Below are 18,051 nucleotides of genomic sequence, written 5' to 3'. Positions count from 1 at the left end.
ATTGATTATAAGGCGGTTAAGTATAGGCCAAAAAATGTTCATAGGCTTTGGAATCATTATTTTAATAATGTTGGCGGTTATTGGCAATACCTATATAAATTTTGTTAAAGAATCCGAAGCAGTCAAATGGAATGTTCATACATATAAAGTTATTCAAGAGTCAGATTGCCTTCTTATGAGTTTATTAGATATGGAAACAGGAGCAAGAGGATACGTTATTACTGGGAATGAAAGTTTTCTCGAACCATTTAATAAAGGAAATTCTTCTTATGAAAATCACTATGATAAACTCAAGCAACTTACAGAAGATAACTCTGAACAACAACAAAGGTTATATAATATTAATAATAAATATAAAGAATGGGTTGAATGGGAAAAAAACATAATAATAGCTAAGAGAAAAGAAGTTTCTTCAGGAAAGTTAAAATTAGAAGATTTGATTGCTATTGTTCAATCAGGTTATGGAAAAAACATGATGGATGAATTACGTTCAATACTTGGAGATATTAATAATGAAGAAGAAAGGCTACTGCAGAACAGAAATGCGGATCTCATTAAAATGGAGAAAGAAACAAGAGTTATTATGCTAACAGGAGGAGCTTTAGCGACTATAGCAGCAATTATTATAGCAAGTTTATCTATTAGGATGATTGTTAATCCTGTAAAAGTTGTTACAAATACTTTTAGAGAAATAGCAGAAGGAGAAGTTAATTTAGAAGCTAGGCTAATGAGTAATTCAGAAGATGAGATTGGCAAGATGGCTAGATATTTTAATATATTTATGACTAAGCTTAAGGAATTAATTTCTGAGAATAGAAACCAAAGCTGGCTGACAACTGGTAGAGCAGAGCTAAATGAAGAAATGCGAGGTGTACGAGAAATTAACACATTAAGTTCTCGTATAATTACATACATATGTAGATATTTAAATATGCAAATTGGAAGATTTTATGTTAAAACGGATAGCAACACTTTTAAAGTATTTGGAAGTTATTCTTATAATAGTTCAGAAGGTTCACCTGATGAATTTAATATAGGTGAAGGATTAGTTGGACAAGCTGCTCTAGAAGACAAGATTGTTTTAGTACAAGATGTACCAGCTGATTATATGAAAATTATTTCTGGCCTTGGAGAGGCAGTTCCCAAGAACATATTAATTGCTCCTTGTATGTATCACGAGGAAATAGAATGCATAATAGAGCTAGGATCATTTAATCAATTTACGGATGTACAATTAAAATTTATTGAACAAGTTAGTGAAAACATAGCTACAAGTATAAATTTAACAAAAGCACAAACAAAAATGGAGGTACTTCTTAATAAGACTTTAGTACAGGCAGAAGAATTACAAGTACAGCAAGAGGAATTAAGACAAAATAATGAAGAATTAGAAGAGCAAGCTAAGATTCTAAAACAGTCTGAAATGAATCTGCAAACTCAGCAGGAAGAGTTAAGAGTATCAAATGAGGAGCTTGAAGAGCAAACTAAAAAATTAGAACAGCAAAAGAGAGATATAAGTGAAAATAATAAACTTTTAAGGAAAGCAAACCATGAAATTGAAGGAAAGGCTAAGGAGTTAGAGATTGCTAATAAATACAAATCTGAGTTTTTAGCTAATATGTCTCATGAATTAAGAACTCCTTTAAATAGTATTATAGTTCTTTCTCAATTACTAGAAAATAAAAAAGCTAATGAGCCATTAACAGAAAAACAATTAGAATATTCAAAAACTATTCATTCTTCTGGTAAAAATCTTCTTAGGCTTATTGATGATATCTTGGATTTGTCTAAAGTTGAATCTGGTAAAATAGATATAAATTTTGACCAAGTGAATTTAGCAGAATTAGCTGAGAATACAAAAAGTTTATTTACTCCAATAATTTTGCAAAAAAACATAGATTTTAATATAGAAATTGAAGATGGATTACCTGAGAAAATAATATCTGATGAGCAAAGACTTCAACAAATAATAAATAATTTATTGTCTAATGCATTTAAATTTACTGAGACTGGTTATGTAAAAATGAATATATGCATACCTAAAGAAGAGGATATTAAAAATTATAAAATTGAGGAAAATGTTAATAAATTAATAAGTATAGAAATCATAGATACAGGCATAGGTATACCTGCTGATAAACAAACTTTAATTTTTGAGGCTTTTAAGCAAGTGGATGGAACAATTAGCAGAAAATATGGAGGAACAGGACTAGGGTTATCTATTTCAAGAGAACTTGCTCGTTTACTTGGAGGAAACATTTATTTGAAAAGTGAGGAAGGAAAAGGAAGTAAATTTACCTTAGTATTTTTAGATAATGATAATATGGAACAAGTTAAGTTAAATAAAGAGGAATATTCGGGTATTGATAAAAATTATCGTGACAATTTGGAAGAAAAAATAATATTAGAAAATGATATTAATGAGTTCACCAAAGATGAGCATGACGAAAGTAAAAAAGAAGATGAAAAGCTTCTTTTAATAATTGAAGATGATGAGCAGTTTTCGACTTTATTATCCGAATTAGCTTATAAAAAAAATTATAAGGTTTTAATTGAGAAAAATAGTGATGAAGCAATAAAATTAGCAGAAAAATATAATCCATACGCGATTTTATTGGATAGTGGGTTATCAGACAATAGCGGGCTGAGAGTAGTTGATAAATTGCAGAACTTAGAATATACAAAAAACATTCCAATTCACATAATTTCATGGAAAGAAGATAAAAATTCATATGATAAAATGAAAAATTTGGTTTGGCATATTAAAAAGCCATATAACTTAGAAGAACTTTATAATTTGTTTGATAAAATAGAGACAAGCTTATCTAACGATTCTAAGAAACTACTTATTGTTGACGAAGATAAAAGTCAAAGTAATATGATATATAATAATTTAAATGAAAGAGGATTCAAGATCACTACCTTAGAAAGTGGATTAGATGCATATAAATTATTAAAAGATGAGCAATTTGATTGTATGATATTAGATTTAAATCTGAAAGATATGAATGGAATTGATCTTGTTAATAAATTGAAAGAAGAAAATTTAGTGAATTTCCCTATTTTAATTTATACAGAAGGTAATATCACGCAAGAAGAGGAAGATAAATTAAATAAATATACTGAGAGTATTATCATAAAAGGTAATAATTCAATTGACAGACTTCTTGATGAAGTGAGTTTATTTTTTCATAGTGTAGATTCTAATATTGATAATAAAAACTTTAAAAATATTAAATTTAGTGAAGAAAAAGAAAATTTATTAAATAATAAAAATATACTTATTGTTGATGATGATATGAGAAATGTTTTTTCATTAACAAGTGCTCTTGAAGAAAAAGGAATGAATGTAGTTGTTGGACGTAATGGATCAGAGGGAATAAAAAAACTTTATGAAATAAATACTATAGATTTAATCTTAATGGATGTAATGATGCCTGAAATGGATGGATATACTGCAATGAAAGAAATAAGAAAAGAAAAACAATTTGATAATATACCTATTATTGCTATAACGGCCAAATCAATGAAAGAAGATAGACAAAAATGTATTGAGGCTGGATCCAATGATTATTTGACAAAACCAGTAGATATTAATAAACTAATTTCACTTTTAAAGGTGTGGTTGTATAAATGAATAGTGATCAAGTGAAAGAAAAAATTGAGAGTGAAGATATTGAAGTATCTTTATTATTGGAGGGAATTTATTTAAAATATGGGTATGACTTTAGAAAATATTCCACTGCTCATATGAAAAGAAGAATCATTAGAAGTCTATCTAAATCTGGACTAAGTAATATTTCTGAGTTACAATATAAAATTCTTTATGACAGAGATTTTTTTAAATCAGTATTAGCCGATTTCTCAATTAATGTGACTGAAATGTTTAGAGATCCAAGTTTTTATAAAAATTTTAGAAAAAATGTTATTCCTATATTAAAAACTTACCCATTTATCAGAATTTGGCATGCTGGATGTTCTACTGGAGAAGAAGTATATTCTATGGCAATTTTGCTGAAGGAAGAAGGCATATATGAAAGAACACAAATTTATGCTACTGATTTTAATGCTACAGCTTTACAAAAAGCTAAAGAGGGTATTTATGATATTGATCTTATTGATGAATATTCACAAAATTATCAAAAAGCTGGAGGAAATGTATCTTTATCAGAATATTATACAGAAAAATATGACTCAATTATTATAAATAAGGAACTTAAAAAGAAAATTACTTTTGCAGAACATAATTTAGTAACTGATGGAGTATTTGGTGAAATGCACGTTATAATTTGTCGTAATGTGCTTATATACTTTAATAAGGATTTGCAAAATTCTGTAATTAATTTGTTTTATGATAGTTTATGTAATGGATGTTTTCTCTGTTTAGGTATAAAAGAAAGTATTATATTTTCAGAAAATCGTCATAACTTTGATGTTATTAGTGAAAGTGAAAAGATTTATCGTAAAAAATATATTGTTTAATTGAAATTTTATATTTATAAAATATGATTACATATTGGAGAGGATAAAATGAAGTATAGAACAATAGTTATAGGATCTTCAGCAGGAGGCATAGATGCAATAGAAAAAATATTAAAGCCTTTAAAAAAAGGATTTCCAGCAGCAGTATTGATTGTTCAGCATTTAAGTAATTATTCTAGTGGTTATATGATTAAACATCTTAATGATGTATGTAATATAAATGTAAAAGAAGCTGATGAAAAGGAAAAAATACTTTTAGGAAATGTATATGTTGCCCCAGCTAATTATCATTTATTAGTAGAAAAAGATGAAACTATGTCCTTTACAGTTGATCCAAAAGTAAATCACTCTAGGCCTGCCATTGATGTTCTTTTTGAATCTGCAGCTGAAGTCTATAGAGATGAACTGATTGGGATTATATTAACAGGAGCAAGTAGTGATGGTAGTAAAGGGCTAAAAAAGATAAAAGATTTTGGTGGAATCATAATAGTACAAGATCCAGGCACAGCAGAGTCAATTTTTATGCCAAATACTGCTATAAAGGCTGTAGAAGTGGATTATATACTTACTTTAGATGAAATCAGAAATAAATTAATTGAATTAGTGGTGAATATAAATGAAAAACAAAAATGATGTTAATATTTTAATTGTTGATGATAGGACAGAAAATTTGCTTGTCTTAGAAAGCTTACTTGAGAATATAGATTGTAATATTATAAAAGCAACATCAGGAAATGAAGCTTTAAGTTTAATGTTATATTATGAATTTGCATTAGTATTACTTGATGTTCAAATGCCAGATATGGATGGATTTGAAACAGCAGAATATATTAGAATGAACTCAAAAACTCGCTATGTACCTATAATATTTGTGACAGCAATAAGTAAAGAACAGAAATGTATATTTAAAGGATATGAAATAGGAGCTGTTGATTACCTTTTTAAGCCCATAGAGCCAATAATGTTACAAAGCAAAGTTAAGGTATTTCTAGAACTTTACAACCAAAAGAAAATGATAGAAGAACAAGCTAGATTACTAGAGATGAAAGTAAAGGAATTATCAGAACTGCAGGAAGCTAATTTTAAATTAGAGAGTCTTTCAACCTTAGATGGCCTTACTGGAATACCAAATAGAAGAAGCTTTGATGATTATATAGAAATGAGTATAAAAAGTTGTACTAGATTAAATAAGCCAATCTCATTAATAATGGCTGACATAGATTTCTTTAAAGGTTACAATGATAATTATGGACATCTTAAAGGGGATGATTGCCTAATTAATGTTGCGAAATCTATTTCTTTAAGTGTCAAACGTCCATTAGATTTTGTAACAAGATATGGTGGCGAAGAGTTTGCTGTAATTTTACCTGAAACGGATGAAGAGGGCGCAAAAATCATAGCAGAGATTATTAGAAAAAATGTAGAAGAACTAGAGATAGCACATAAATCTTCTGATGTATCAGCTTATGTCACTTTAAGTTTAGGAATTACAACAAAATCATCTTCAATACAGTACTCAAAAAACGAACTTATTGAACATGCTGATAAGGCTTTGTACAATTCCAAATCCAATGGACGTAATCAAGTAAGTGTTTGCACTATATAAAACTTAAATAATTATTTAATGTGCATGTAAGTGATATAGGAATGGATATCATGGTTAAGTGCGGAAGGAGATGGCACTGTTAATTTTATGGCTGATATTTTTAAAAATTTTATAGAGGAAGAAATAGAAACTTTATGAAATTTGTTGATTAAATTATATTGTTTTGATGGGGTAGAAATGGATGGATTTGAAGAGAATGTTCAAGTTCCTAATATTGATGATGAGGAAGTAAGAATGGGATTAGAAAAGTTTTTTAAGAGAAGAAATGTCAAATAATTATAGAATAGTCATTAAGAAAATAGCCTTACCAAATAAATTTATTTGGTAAGGCTATATTTTAATTTTTCCTTGTAAATTTGTTGTATAATTCATATATATTAGAAAAGGAAAATGGGAAGGAGACTGAAATGAAAGAATATAAACAAATTATGAAAAGACAAGTATTTATATCAATGTTGAGCAACCCAATATTTATAGCTATATATGGGATTTTCTTTTATGAATTATATACTTTATGTAAATATGGAAGAATACGTAAGAATATTATTGTGTTACTTGGTTGTATGATATTCTTTTTGGCATATCTTGTGATTTTTATTATTAAAATTGTGAAAAGGAATGGAACTGTTTCAGAACAGATTGTAGAGGAAAATGAGTTTGATGAAAGTGGTACATTGAAGTCAGGCGTAAAAGGTAATTCGATTTATAAAGTTATATGGCATTATATAGCTATAATTATTATGATTGTTATAACATTATTTTATGGAGCAAAAATATATAATAGCGCAATAAATTATAATGGAAAACTTTCTTGGTTTTTAAATGATTTGAAGAATAAAAAGACTATAAGTTTTGAAAATAACAATATATATGAAAATGGAATAGAAGGTATTTTTACAGATATTAATAAAAAGATACAGATGCCTAAAGAGTTATATGTTTCTGATAGTGTTAGTCTTGACTTTAAATCTAATGGAACAATTACATCTTTTAATGCGTATCTCTATGGAAAAGATGATGATGGCAAAGAAGAAAGTTATTTAATTACTTATGATAAAAATAAATCAAAGAATATAATAATAATTTTAAATGGCTATGTAAATGCAGATTATAATAAAGACAAAAGCTTGCAACCATTAATTAACACAATGAAGGTTATTCCACTTAAAGAAACAGTGAGAAAATGGAATGAAAATAAATATGGCATACTTTATTATGGTAAGCGAAGTTTTGGATATAATACAGATGGAATTGTTTATATTAATGGAAATGGAAATACAAAAGAGGCTTCAAATCCTTCATCAGAGATAATAGGAAATGCTGTTTCTGTATTTGTACCAGGTAAAGAAGATGTATATATTCCTGTTCGATATATTTTGGCTGATGATTTAAATAATATTAAATCAGATTCTTTAGCAGTGAAAGACAATGAAAAGAGTACTAAAAAATCAAATAACGGTATAGATGAATTTTATTTATCAGATAAGGTTGGTTATCGTTTAGAAGTAACTGCTGCTGCATCAGGAAGTAGATCTTATTCATTAAATACCACTGCTGATGGTGGAGCTACATGGAAAGTAATAAATGAAGATCCATTTGAAGGGGCAATCGGAGTAGCATCAGGAATAACTTTTTTAAATGAAAAACTTGGATTTTTATGCTTATCTCATAGCGGCGGTAGTAATGGAGAACTATATAGAACAGAAGATGGCGGCTTATCATATAAGAAAGTGGATTTTCAAAGTATAAAAGTAACATTAAATAATGGAGAAAGTTATGAGCCTTTTGACTTGCCAGAAATGCCTTACATTAAAGATGGAAAGAGTGAAATTTTAATTGGACAAGGATCTGATGGAGATTATAATGGAGGATGCAAAGCTTTGTATGAATCAAAAGATGAAGGGAACACATGGGAGTATGTAAAAGAAGTTAAAGGAGAATGATTATCCATTTCTTTACTCTCCTTTTTGATAGTATCTAACTAAAAAAATCAATATATAAATGGGAAGGCTTAGTCATATTAACACTGAGCCTTCTTTAAGCGAAGTTTAAATATTACCATAGTTTTGTATATTAGCGTATAAAATTAGTCATTGCTCTAGGTTCTTTTTCTGGTAACTTTATTCCAGCTTCTTTACCAGATTGAATAGATTTTAAAAGCCATGCCATATTTTGACCTAAAACTCTCATTGTTTGCATTCCTTCTAAATCTTGTTTTACTTCTTCAGGGGTATTTCCATGAACCATATTCCAATATTGAGAAGATACAATTGGCATATTAGAAATAGTAAAATATTTATTTAACTGTTCAAAAGCCGCAGTTGAACCTCCTCTACGACAGCTTACAATTGCTGCTCCAGGTTTATGTGCAAGAAATTTACCGCCATAAGCATAAAACAGCCTGTCCAAAAATGATGTTATAGCACCTGAAGCTGCTGCATAATGTACAGGAGAGCCCAATATGATTCCATCAGCTTTTTTTACTTTTTCAATCCCATCATTTACGACATCATCATTAAATACACACTTGTTAGTAGTATAACAGCCACCACATCCTATGCATCCTCTTATAGGCTTATTTCCAATATGAAAGATTTCTGTTTCTATGTTTTCCTTTTCTAATTCATTAGCAATTTCACTTAAAGCTGTATAAGTACAGCCGTTAGCTTTAGGACTGCCATTAATAAGCAATACTTTCATTTTTAACACCTCACAAATTTATATAGTTATTTATAGTCTTTATATTACCAATATATAACAATGTAATAAAAAAATATAGAACTAACTAAAAAGTTAGATACTATCTAAAAGGAGAGTTAGTAGTTAAAGATGTATAAGGAGGTAGGATATTTATTATAAAACCTACGAGAATAATCGTAGGTCTTATAAAGAAACTATTAAATTATTATAATAATTATATATATTGTTTTTTAGTGAAGTTCTTATTATAAATAATAAGAAAATATAATTTATAATAAATTAAATCAAAGTATCAATACCATTGACATTTGCTTGTTCATCTTCATCAACAGGAATAACAAGATATTTTTTACCATCAATTATCTGTGATTTTATTTGATCTAATTTTTCAGGTTTTACTTGAAGAATAATATCATAGTTTGGATCAGAATGTTTTTCTGGTTTTATTTCAGTTGATACTGAGTTTAAAGCTATATCAGAATTCTTTTCTAAATCTAAGTCAGAGGCTGTTTCTAAATCTATATCAGAATTTGATTCTTCAAGCATATTGTCTGATTGTGGAAAAGATTCATCTAGTGAGTTTGATATTGTATCTAAAGTCTCTTTATCTGAATTTTGTACCGATTCAATTTCGTGTTTTTCTTCTTTTTCAGAATTGGTTTCAACATTTATTTTTGTTCTTTCAAGCTTATTTTGTAATATTTCTACTTGTTTTTCAAGTATTTGTTCTCTTCTTCTTTGTTCATTCGCTTTAAGTATCTTTGGATCAATTAAATGTTCTGCTAAAGGAAGATCATCACCAAAGTTTTCTTCATATGATTTTTCAATCTTAGTAGTAATTTCTTCTGGAACTCCACTTTCTATTAAAAGGTTTTGTATATCCTTCTTTGTTAAGCTTTTAGGCTCAGAATCTGTATCATCATACATTTCATTGTATTCATCTATCATAGTATTTAGATTTTCTTGTACTTCCATAAAAATTTTCTCAGCCTTGGTTTCATCAGCGCTAAACGAATCTTTAATAATTGATTGGAACGTTTCTTTTTGTATAGTAGCAGTTTGTTTTGAATAACAACCTAATACATTTTCCATTAATTCAGGATGTGTATCCTTTGCATTTTTTGTGTAATACATAATGGAGTTAACATCTGAACTACGATCAATAAAAGCAGGAAAAACAAAGCCATTAATTGGTGCTTCAACTATCCAATCTCTAATACGTGCTTTTATTTTATTTTCTTCTTCAAAGTATCTAAGACCAGGAGCTGAAAGTGAAACAGGACATATTGCACATAATACATATTCATATACTTCTTCAGATTCATCTAACTTTGCATTATCATTAGTTTTAGTAATAACATCGTAAGCATCATGAAAAATAAGGATCAAAAAATTACCTGTATAATCATAATTATCTATAATGGATTTGTAAAAACTGTTAAGTAGAGCATCATCCTTTAATTGACTTCTTTTTAGCTGCATAAGGGAAACTTGCTTTTCATTTATAAGGTCTTCACCAACTGGAAAGTTAAGCTCTAAAATGTTATTTCCAATGGAACCAGACAGTACTTTTTTAGCAATTTCTAAGTATTTAAAGTATTCATCCTCATCTAAGTTTAAAAAGGTTTCCCTAAACTTTAAAATAATATGTTTTTCTCCGCTAACATAACAACCACACATTTTTGTGAAGGTGCAATAATCTTTCTTTAAACGTTTTTTTAATTCTAATATATCTTTCTTTTTCATATAATGACCTCTCATTTCATGAGTTTTTATTAGTACATAGTAAAGAACATGTTACCAAATATAAATATATTATCAAAATAATATATTTTCAAGCAATTAACAAAGATATATTATTTTTTCTTCCATATAAATTGTAAATTTGTAAGGAGAGTTCCATTATCACTTGTGATATTATGAATAGTAATAATATTGTCATTATCATTATCAATTACTTCAGATGAAATATGTAATGTATCTCCATCAGTTGTCTCTTTTTTAAATAGTACTTTAATATTATATAATTCATATTCATTCAAAATAGATCTTGGTAAAGTATCTATTGCCATTTCCATATACTTTACATTATTAACATGTCCATTAGAGTCTATATCACTATATCTAACTGGGTAGTCTTTTATATAGTCCTCTTTTTGAATTTTAGGAATATCATCTAAAGGAGGCACTTCATCTAATTCTCCATCAAGTTCATATATTTCACTTTGGGCAGGGGATATTCTCATAGGACGTCTTTTTTCAAAATCTATTAATATAGCTGTTGAAAAAACTTCACCGATAACTTTTCCTTCAGAGTTTTTTATAGTATTTTGTCTATAACCATAGAACTTTTTTGTACCTAAGACCCTAGTGTCAACAGTTATTGTATCTCTAAATTTAGGGTATTCATATATAGTTATATCATATTTTAAAAGTACCCATATACATTGATTATGAACAAAGCCTTCTTTAGTTTCTCCTAAATAATCAGATTGGGATATAACTACATCCCATAAGAAATCCACTAAAGATGAAAATTTACATTTATGCTCAGAATCAACATTAAAAATATTTATTTTGTATTCTTTTTTAAAAATATCATTCAATATATATTTCCTCCTTTTATAAAGCTCGTATATTTTATATTAAATATTGTATCATAATTTAAAAGTTTATATATCTCACTTGGAAAAATAAGAATTTATAGAAATAATAATCAATAAATATTATTGACATAATTTTTATACACTAAACTTTTTAAACTTGTATTACTTATATTCTAACGTTTATAACATACATGTTATTTATATCAAAATGAATTAAGATTTATTGATTAATAAAAATAATATTGTTTGAAAATTGGATAGTGTATATTTGTAATGTGATATAATATCTACAATGGAATAAATAGTAATTAATAATTAATATTGATAAAAAGTTTATTAATCAGAAAATGAAATTTCCATTAAAGAAAGAAGAAATAATTAAAATAATTTTATTTCAAATTTCTTATTATGTTGATATCAAGTATTAAATTTCTAAATATAATTTTATTTTAATGAAAAAATTACAGTTAATTAGAATAATAATAGGTTACAAGAAGAAACTAACTATAAATTTAATAAAACTATAGTTTATAAATTTATAGTTTTATTAAAATAGAGAAGGAGGAGAAATGAAAAATAAAAATACAGTTCAAAATAAATATTTAAAATTAGAAAATACTTATGCAAACCTTCCGAAAAAAATGTTTTCTATTCAAAATCCAAATGATATATCATCTCCAAAGCTTATTATATTCAATGATTCACTTGCTGATGTTTTGGGATTAGATGCAGATTTTTTAAAGGGAAAAGATGGGATAGACATACTTTCTGGAAATAAAGTTTTAGAAGGAACAACTCCAATTTCACAATCTTATGCTGGACACCAATTTGGATACTTTACAATGCTTGGTGATGGAAGAGCAGTTCTTTTGGGAGAATATATATCAAAAGATGGACAGCGATTTGATATTCAGCTTAAGGGATCTGGAAGAACACCGTATTCAAGAGGAGGAGATGGAAAAGCAGCTTTAGGACCAATGCTCAGAGAATATATTATAAGTGAAGGCATGAATGGGCTAGGCATTCCAACAACTCGTAGTTTAGCAGTTGTAACTACAGGTGAGAGTGTAATAAGAGAAACAGAGCTTGAAGGTGCAGTATTAACGCGTATAGCAAAAAGCCATATACGTGTTGGAACATTTCAATTTGCTGCAAATTATGGAAGCATAGAAGATGTTAAAGCTTTAGCAGATTATACATTAAACAGACATTTTAAAAAAGTATCAAACAGTGAAAACCAATATTTATATTTGCTTAATGAAGTAATAAAAAGGCAGGCAGAGCTTATTTCAAAATGGCAGCTTGTTGGTTTTATTCATGGAGTTATGAATACTGATAATATGGTTATTAGTGGAGAAACAATTGATTACGGTCCTTGTGCATTTATGGATACTTATGATCTAAACACCGTATTTAGTTCTATTGATACTTATGGTAGATATGCATATGGTAATCAGCCGAAAATTGCTGCTTGGAATTTAGCACGATTTGCAGAAACATTACTACCATTATTAGATGATGATACAGATGAAGCTGTAAAAATTGCTGAAAAATCATTATCAAGATTTGAAATCTTATATAAAAATAATTGGCTTTCTGGAATGAGGAAAAAGCTTGGATTATTTAATGAAGAAGACAAAGATGAACATATAATTGAAACTCTTTTAAATCTTATGAAGAAATACAAAGCTGATTATACAAATACTTTTCTTAATTTAACATTAGGTAATATAAATAATATTGAAATGTTTCGTAAAGAAGATTTTAAAGACTGGTATAAGTTATGGCAGGAAAGATTAAAGAGACAAAATGAATCAATGGAAGACTCAATAGAATTAATGAAAAAGAATAATCCAGTTGTAATACCACGTAACCATAGAGTCGAGGAAGCTTTATCTGCGGCAGTGAATAATAATAATTATACAGTTATGAATAAACTTTTAGAGGCTATTAATAGTCCTTACGATTACTCTAATGTAAGTGAATATTATTCTGAGTTACCTAAGCCTACAAACTGTCCTTATAAAACTTACTGTGGAACATAAAAGTGAATGAAAAATTAAATAAATTAATTAATTTAACACACACAAATAAGGTTGCTTTAATTTAGCAGCCTTATTTTATGTTTCACAATATTTATTAGTAATAGTATTTAAAAATATACTTTATATAGAAAGTTACATGAATAAAAGAATTTTGAATTTTGGGTAAAATATTGGTATTCTATATCTAGAAAGAATTTTGTATTTTATGTTAGGAGAAAAAATGAGTATTAGGAGTACAGTAAAAGCTATCATCATAAATGACAATAAAGTTTTATTAAATAGATGTTTTGATGAAAATAATGGATATTATTACTCTCTTCCAGGTGGAGGACAAAACCAATATGAAACCTTACATGATGCGATTATAAGAGAATGTCTTGAAGAAGCAGGATATAATATTGTTCCATTAAGATTTTCAGGATTATATGAAGAAATATGTGATGATCCCAAAATAAGAGAAATATATCCAGAATATGCACATAAGATGTATCATATTTTTGTCTGCAAATTGAAGGATAATATATTGATAAAACCAACAGAAATAGATGATATGCAAATTGATAGTGAATGGATTAATATAGATAAGTTAAGTAAAATAAGATTAATGCCAGAATTTTTAAATAATAATATTGTAAATATGATAAATAATCATAATAGCATGTTCTATGGTTCAGATCATATATTATATGGCCATGCTTAATTATACTAGGAGACAATATAAATTTAATGAAAGGGGGAGAGTATGAGTAAATCTTTATTAAAATCAATAGGAACGTTTATTATTTTATCCATGTTATTGAGTGCTTTTTTATTTATTATTGCGTTTATATTAGTAAATGTTAAAGGCTATATTCTAAAAGATGTATTATTAATAGAATCAATAATATTTGTAGTATTGGGTGGATTTGCTTCTATTAGTGGAAATCCTAAAGGGTTATCCATAAAATCAATGGGACAAAGTAATGCTCAATATTCAGGCAATGCAAATCTTGAAATTACTAGAATGGAAAATGAAAAAACTAAGAATGATGTTAAAATAATTGTGAATAATGGGATAGGCAGGATCTCATTATTGTTTTCAGGAATAGTATGCATGATTATTAGTTTTTTGGTTTAGCATTATTCTTCAATTTTTAATAAATAGAAAGAATAACATAATGAAATAGATGAAAATTGGTATTATGTAATTTTATTAAGCTAAATAATTAAAAGCAATAATAGAAAAATGCCAATAGAATTCTTACAATATATGTTATAATGTTATAAATATAATACCAATAATTAGAAAGGAAGAAGAACATGAGAAAGAAGGATAGACAAGTTACAGATCCAGTAAAAATAGATGAAATAATTGAAAAATGTGAGTGCTGTAGAATAGCTCTTATAGATGGAGATAAGCCATATATAGTACCTTTAAACTTTGCTTATGTACATGAAGGAGACAATCAGTTTTTTTATTTTCATGGTGCTAAAGTAGGAAGAAAAATAACTTTAATTAATAAAAATAAGTATGCAGGTTTTGAGCTGGATACTGACGGTATGTTTAAGCCAAGTGAAAACCCATGCAATCATTCTTTTAAATATAAAAGCGTAATTGGAACAGGTGAGATTTCATTAATTACAGATATAGATGAAAAGATAAAGATATTTAATCTTATGATGAAACGTTATTCAGGAAAATCAGATTGGGAATTTAATGAAAGAATTGTTGATGCTACAGCAGTTATAAAACTTGAAGTAGAAGAACTGTCATGTAAGCAAAACAATTAAAGTAAGCATTTAGAATAGTAGTAATGTGTAAATCAAAAAATGATTTACACATTTTTGTTAAAGCGGTTTAAATAATAATCTGCTAATAACATATAAATTTTAGAAAAATTTTATTTCCAAGAAATTTCAGCATCTTTTCTTGGGGCAGTTCTTTTATATGTTACATTTGGGTAGCCAATTACCATACAAGAAACTACTTTTTGATTTTCTTTTAATCCAATAAAGTTTCTAATTTCAGGATTTTCTTCAGATGCTTTTACAAAAAATCCGCTAAAAAATGTACCAAGACCTAAAGCATTTGTTACAAGCTCCATATTAGAAGAAGCTAATGCTCCATTAATTGGATTATTTGAAACAACTAAAATTACACTTGGTGCATTGAAAAATATGCTATCATTTTTAGGATTTTTCTTAAATGCGTCGTACATATTTATCCACATTTCGGCATAGCGTTTAAACACTATTGTTTCTTCATTTAAATTTTTAATAATATTTTCTCCAAGATTATTAAGTGTAACAAATACCATTTCTTTTAATTTATCAATGTTTTCTTTAACCACTATATATGATACATCTTGGCTATTAGTTGATGTTTGAGTAAATCTTCCAGCTTCTATTATTTTAAGGATTTTTTCATCTTCAACATCTTTTTCTTTAAAGTTTCGAGTACTTCTTCTGAATTTTATAAAGTTTAAAAGAGTATCTGGCTTTATATCAAAGTCAATTTCACTATATTCTTTAACATCATCCATATTATATGTATCTGTTGATACAGCTCCTTTTGGACAAATTGCAACACAATGTCCACACTTCATGCATCTTTCATTTTTTATATTTGCTTTATTATCAATTAATTCAATATCTTTAACAAAACAATCTTTTATGCAAAGTCCACAACCAATGCATTTTTCAATATCTACTTTATACATGCACACCTGCTCCTTTAAAATATATTTATGAATTTATTTTAGGATGTGATATTATTTATTACAAGTACGCACATTTTTGATATATACTATCATTAAAGACAGTATTGATATTTAGGAGGCTTTTATATGAGTAAATTAAAAGAGGAGTATTCTTATTCTCTTGACATATATATGGATCTGATAGGTGGAAAATGGAAACTAAGAATTTTATATCATTTATCAAATGGAACTAAGCGATTTGGAGAATTAAAAAAATTATTAGGTAGTATAACTGAAAAAACACTTACTCAGCAATTAAGAGAGCTTGAGCAAGATAAGCTGATAATTAGAACAGTATATAATGAAGTTCCGCCTAGAGTTGAATATTCTATGGCTGAATATTGCACTGATTTACTCCCTATATTCAAAGAGATTTGTATATGGTCAATAAAATATGCTAAGGATAATAATATACAAATTAACAGTTAGATGAATTATTTAATATTATATTTTATTTTAAAATAAAATATCAGCTTATGTAGGGGGACATAAGCTGATATAAAAAATTATTATAAGGGAATAATAATGAAAATGAAATTATATAAATAAAGGGGATTATTTATATATTTATTACCTCTTTATGATTTAAATTATATATATAATATGTGACAAAATTATGTCAGTTAAAAATTAAAAGAATAATATTTTAATTTTATTGATATATACGGATTTAGTTGTGGAAATTAAGAATGTTATATAGTTTATCAAATTGAACAAAAAGGTTTTAAGAAGTAAAAATTATTATAAAGTATATATTGAAAAAACTCTTATTTAGCAATTGAGAATTGAAAGAATATAAGCTAATAGTTAGAAAAAATTTCTAATGAAGTTGAGTATTCTATAGATAAATATTGTAGGAATTTGATTAAAATATTCAAAGAGATTTATATATGGTTAGCAAAATATATTATTGACAAAATAAAAAAATGTTATATAATAAAGATATAAATCAGTTGAGTTAAATTGAATTTAGAAAAATTAAATTGCGAAAAAAGATCAGGTTATAATATATGGTGAAATAAAATTAGAAAATCAGTTATGATTAATTCTAAATATATTATAGAGATAAATAATAAAACCATATAATCTCTTTTGGCAAATTTAGATCTTTAATTACAAATACTTAAGTATTTTTTAAAAGAATTAATTGAATTAAATTAAATTTAGATAAATTATTTATAATTAAATTAAGATGAGGTGAATGAAGTATGAGTATATATGATTATAAATTTAAAGATATAAGTGGAAAGGAAAGATCACTTGAAGAATTTAAAGGCAAAGTATTATTAATTGTAAACATAGCAAGTAAATGTGGATTTACACCACAACTAGAAGGCCTACAAAAGATATATGATGAATATAAAAATCAAGGGCTTGAGATAATAGGATTTCCTTGCAATCAATTTGATAACCAAACACCTGAAAACAATAATGATTTAAATAAATTTTGTCAATTAAATTATGGTGTGAACTTTAACTTATCAGAAAAAATTGATGTTAGAGGAGAAAATGCAGATCCAATCTTTACTTATTTAGTGAACGAGTGTCCATTTAAGGGGTTTGATAAAGATAATGCTACTGATAAATTACTATATTCAATAACACAGGAAAATTATCCAGAATATCTTATTGGCAATAGTATAAAGTGGAATTTTACAAAGTTTTTGATTGATAAAGAAGGAAAAGTTATAAATAGATATGAATCAAGAATAGAACCTATAGATATAGCAAAAGATATAAAAGGATTATTGTAATATTAATTACGTTAGTATTCCTTTATTAGAAGCTGAAGTTACAATATTAGTTGGCGTATTTGTAACAATACAATTTTGGATGAAAAATAAGTTTAATAAAAAAACTTACAGTTAGTATTA

The 18,051-nt window shown here is 26.9% G+C and carries 16 protein-coding genes; 12 read left to right on the top strand and 4 right to left on the bottom strand.

All coding sequences use genetic code 11. From position 1 onward, the window contains the following. Position 1: 1 nt before the first annotated feature. From BN2920_RS15230 to BN2920_RS15210, 6 genes are all read left to right on the top strand, one after another. The gene (locus tag BN2920_RS15230; protein WP_097919273.1) at positions 2–3,637 is read left to right on the top strand and encodes a response regulator; all 3,636 of its coding nucleotides are present in this window, start codon (positions 2–4) and stop codon (positions 3,635–3,637) included. Then, on the top strand, positions 3,634–4,482 hold the full coding sequence (locus BN2920_RS15225; RefSeq protein ID WP_058295836.1) for a CheR family methyltransferase: 849 nt from the start codon (positions 3,634–3,636) through the stop codon (positions 4,480–4,482). Before BN2920_RS15230 ends, BN2920_RS15225 begins: the two co-directional genes overlap by 4 nt. 48 nt (positions 4,483–4,530) lie before the next feature. Further along, positions 4,531–5,115 (top strand): chemotaxis protein CheB, encoded by a 585-nt coding sequence (locus BN2920_RS15220; RefSeq protein WP_058295835.1) that lies wholly within the window; start codon positions 4,531–4,533, stop codon positions 5,113–5,115. Continuing rightward, a complete protein-coding gene (locus tag BN2920_RS15215) occupies positions 5,099–6,088 on the top strand; it encodes a GGDEF domain-containing response regulator (protein ID WP_058295834.1) in 990 nt (329 codons plus the stop codon). The genes BN2920_RS15220 and BN2920_RS15215 overlap by 17 nt, the downstream gene beginning before the upstream one ends. 141 nt (positions 6,089–6,229) lie before the next feature. Next, the gene (locus BN2920_RS22420) at positions 6,230–6,364 is read left to right on the top strand and encodes a hypothetical protein (protein WP_276325922.1); all 135 of its coding nucleotides are present in this window, start codon (positions 6,230–6,232) and stop codon (positions 6,362–6,364) included. Positions 6,365–6,495: 131 nt separating this feature from the next. After that, positions 6,496–8,031 (top strand): WD40/YVTN/BNR-like repeat-containing protein, encoded by a 1,536-nt coding sequence (locus BN2920_RS15210; protein ID WP_058295833.1) that lies wholly within the window; start codon positions 6,496–6,498, stop codon positions 8,029–8,031. A gap of 130 nt (positions 8,032–8,161) precedes the next feature. Here the strand turns inward: BN2920_RS15210 and BN2920_RS15205 are convergent, their stop codons facing one another. The 3 genes from BN2920_RS15205 to BN2920_RS15195 form a co-directional block, all read right to left on the bottom strand. Next, positions 8,162–8,788 (bottom strand): flavodoxin family protein, encoded by a 627-nt coding sequence (locus tag BN2920_RS15205; protein ID WP_058295832.1) that lies wholly within the window; start codon positions 8,786–8,788, stop codon positions 8,162–8,164. Between the two features lie 279 nt (positions 8,789–9,067). Next, positions 9,068–10,534 carry a DUF4317 domain-containing protein gene (locus tag BN2920_RS15200; RefSeq protein ID WP_058295831.1) on the bottom strand — a complete coding sequence of 489 codons (1,467 nt, stop codon included), beginning with the start codon at positions 10,532–10,534 and terminating at the stop codon, positions 9,068–9,070. Between the two features lie 110 nt (positions 10,535–10,644). Further along, positions 10,645–11,394, bottom strand: coding sequence for an acyl-[acyl-carrier-protein] thioesterase (locus tag BN2920_RS15195; RefSeq protein ID WP_058295830.1), 750 nt, complete (start codon positions 11,392–11,394; stop codon positions 10,645–10,647). Between the two features lie 569 nt (positions 11,395–11,963). Here BN2920_RS15195 and BN2920_RS15190 point away from each other — a divergent pair. The 4 genes from BN2920_RS15190 to BN2920_RS15175 all read left to right on the top strand — a co-directional run bounded on the left by BN2920_RS15190 (position 11,964) and on the right by BN2920_RS15175 (position 15,209). Next, on the top strand, positions 11,964–13,439 hold the full coding sequence (locus BN2920_RS15190) for a protein adenylyltransferase SelO (RefSeq protein WP_058295829.1): 1,476 nt from the start codon (positions 11,964–11,966) through the stop codon (positions 13,437–13,439). A gap of 220 nt (positions 13,440–13,659) precedes the next feature. After that, positions 13,660–14,139, top strand: coding sequence for an NUDIX domain-containing protein (locus BN2920_RS15185; protein ID WP_058295828.1), 480 nt, complete (start codon positions 13,660–13,662; stop codon positions 14,137–14,139). 42 nt (positions 14,140–14,181) lie between these two features. Continuing rightward, complete coding sequence (locus tag BN2920_RS15180; protein ID WP_058295827.1) at positions 14,182–14,556, top strand: hypothetical protein; 375 nt, start codon at positions 14,182–14,184, stop codon at positions 14,554–14,556. A gap of 182 nt (positions 14,557–14,738) precedes the next feature. Continuing rightward, positions 14,739–15,209: a pyridoxamine 5'-phosphate oxidase family protein gene (locus tag BN2920_RS15175; RefSeq protein ID WP_058295826.1), complete on the top strand. Its 471-nt coding sequence runs from the start codon at positions 14,739–14,741 to the stop codon at positions 15,207–15,209. A gap of 110 nt (positions 15,210–15,319) precedes the next feature. On the opposite strand, the gene BN2920_RS15170 is transcribed toward BN2920_RS15175, so the two are convergent. Continuing rightward, on the bottom strand, positions 15,320–16,138 hold the full coding sequence (locus tag BN2920_RS15170) for a nitroreductase family protein (protein ID WP_058295825.1): 819 nt from the start codon (positions 16,136–16,138) through the stop codon (positions 15,320–15,322). 126 nt (positions 16,139–16,264) lie between these two features. Between BN2920_RS15170 and BN2920_RS15165 the strand changes: the two genes are divergently transcribed. Together BN2920_RS15165 and BN2920_RS15160 are read left to right on the top strand one after the other, a co-directional pair. Further along, the gene (locus tag BN2920_RS15165) at positions 16,265–16,606 is read left to right on the top strand and encodes a winged helix-turn-helix transcriptional regulator (protein ID WP_058295824.1); all 342 of its coding nucleotides are present in this window, start codon (positions 16,265–16,267) and stop codon (positions 16,604–16,606) included. A gap of 779 nt (positions 16,607–17,385) precedes the next feature. Beyond that, complete coding sequence (locus BN2920_RS15160; protein ID WP_058295823.1) at positions 17,386–17,931, top strand: glutathione peroxidase; 546 nt, start codon at positions 17,386–17,388, stop codon at positions 17,929–17,931. Positions 17,932–18,051: the final 120 nt, after the last annotated feature.

Source organism: Clostridium neonatale, from assembly GCF_001458595.1.
Taxonomy (GTDB): domain Bacteria; phylum Bacillota; class Clostridia; order Clostridiales; family Clostridiaceae; genus Clostridium; species Clostridium neonatale.
The sequence above is the reverse complement of the archived record's forward strand: the minus strand, read 5'-3'. Positions and strand labels throughout refer to the sequence as shown.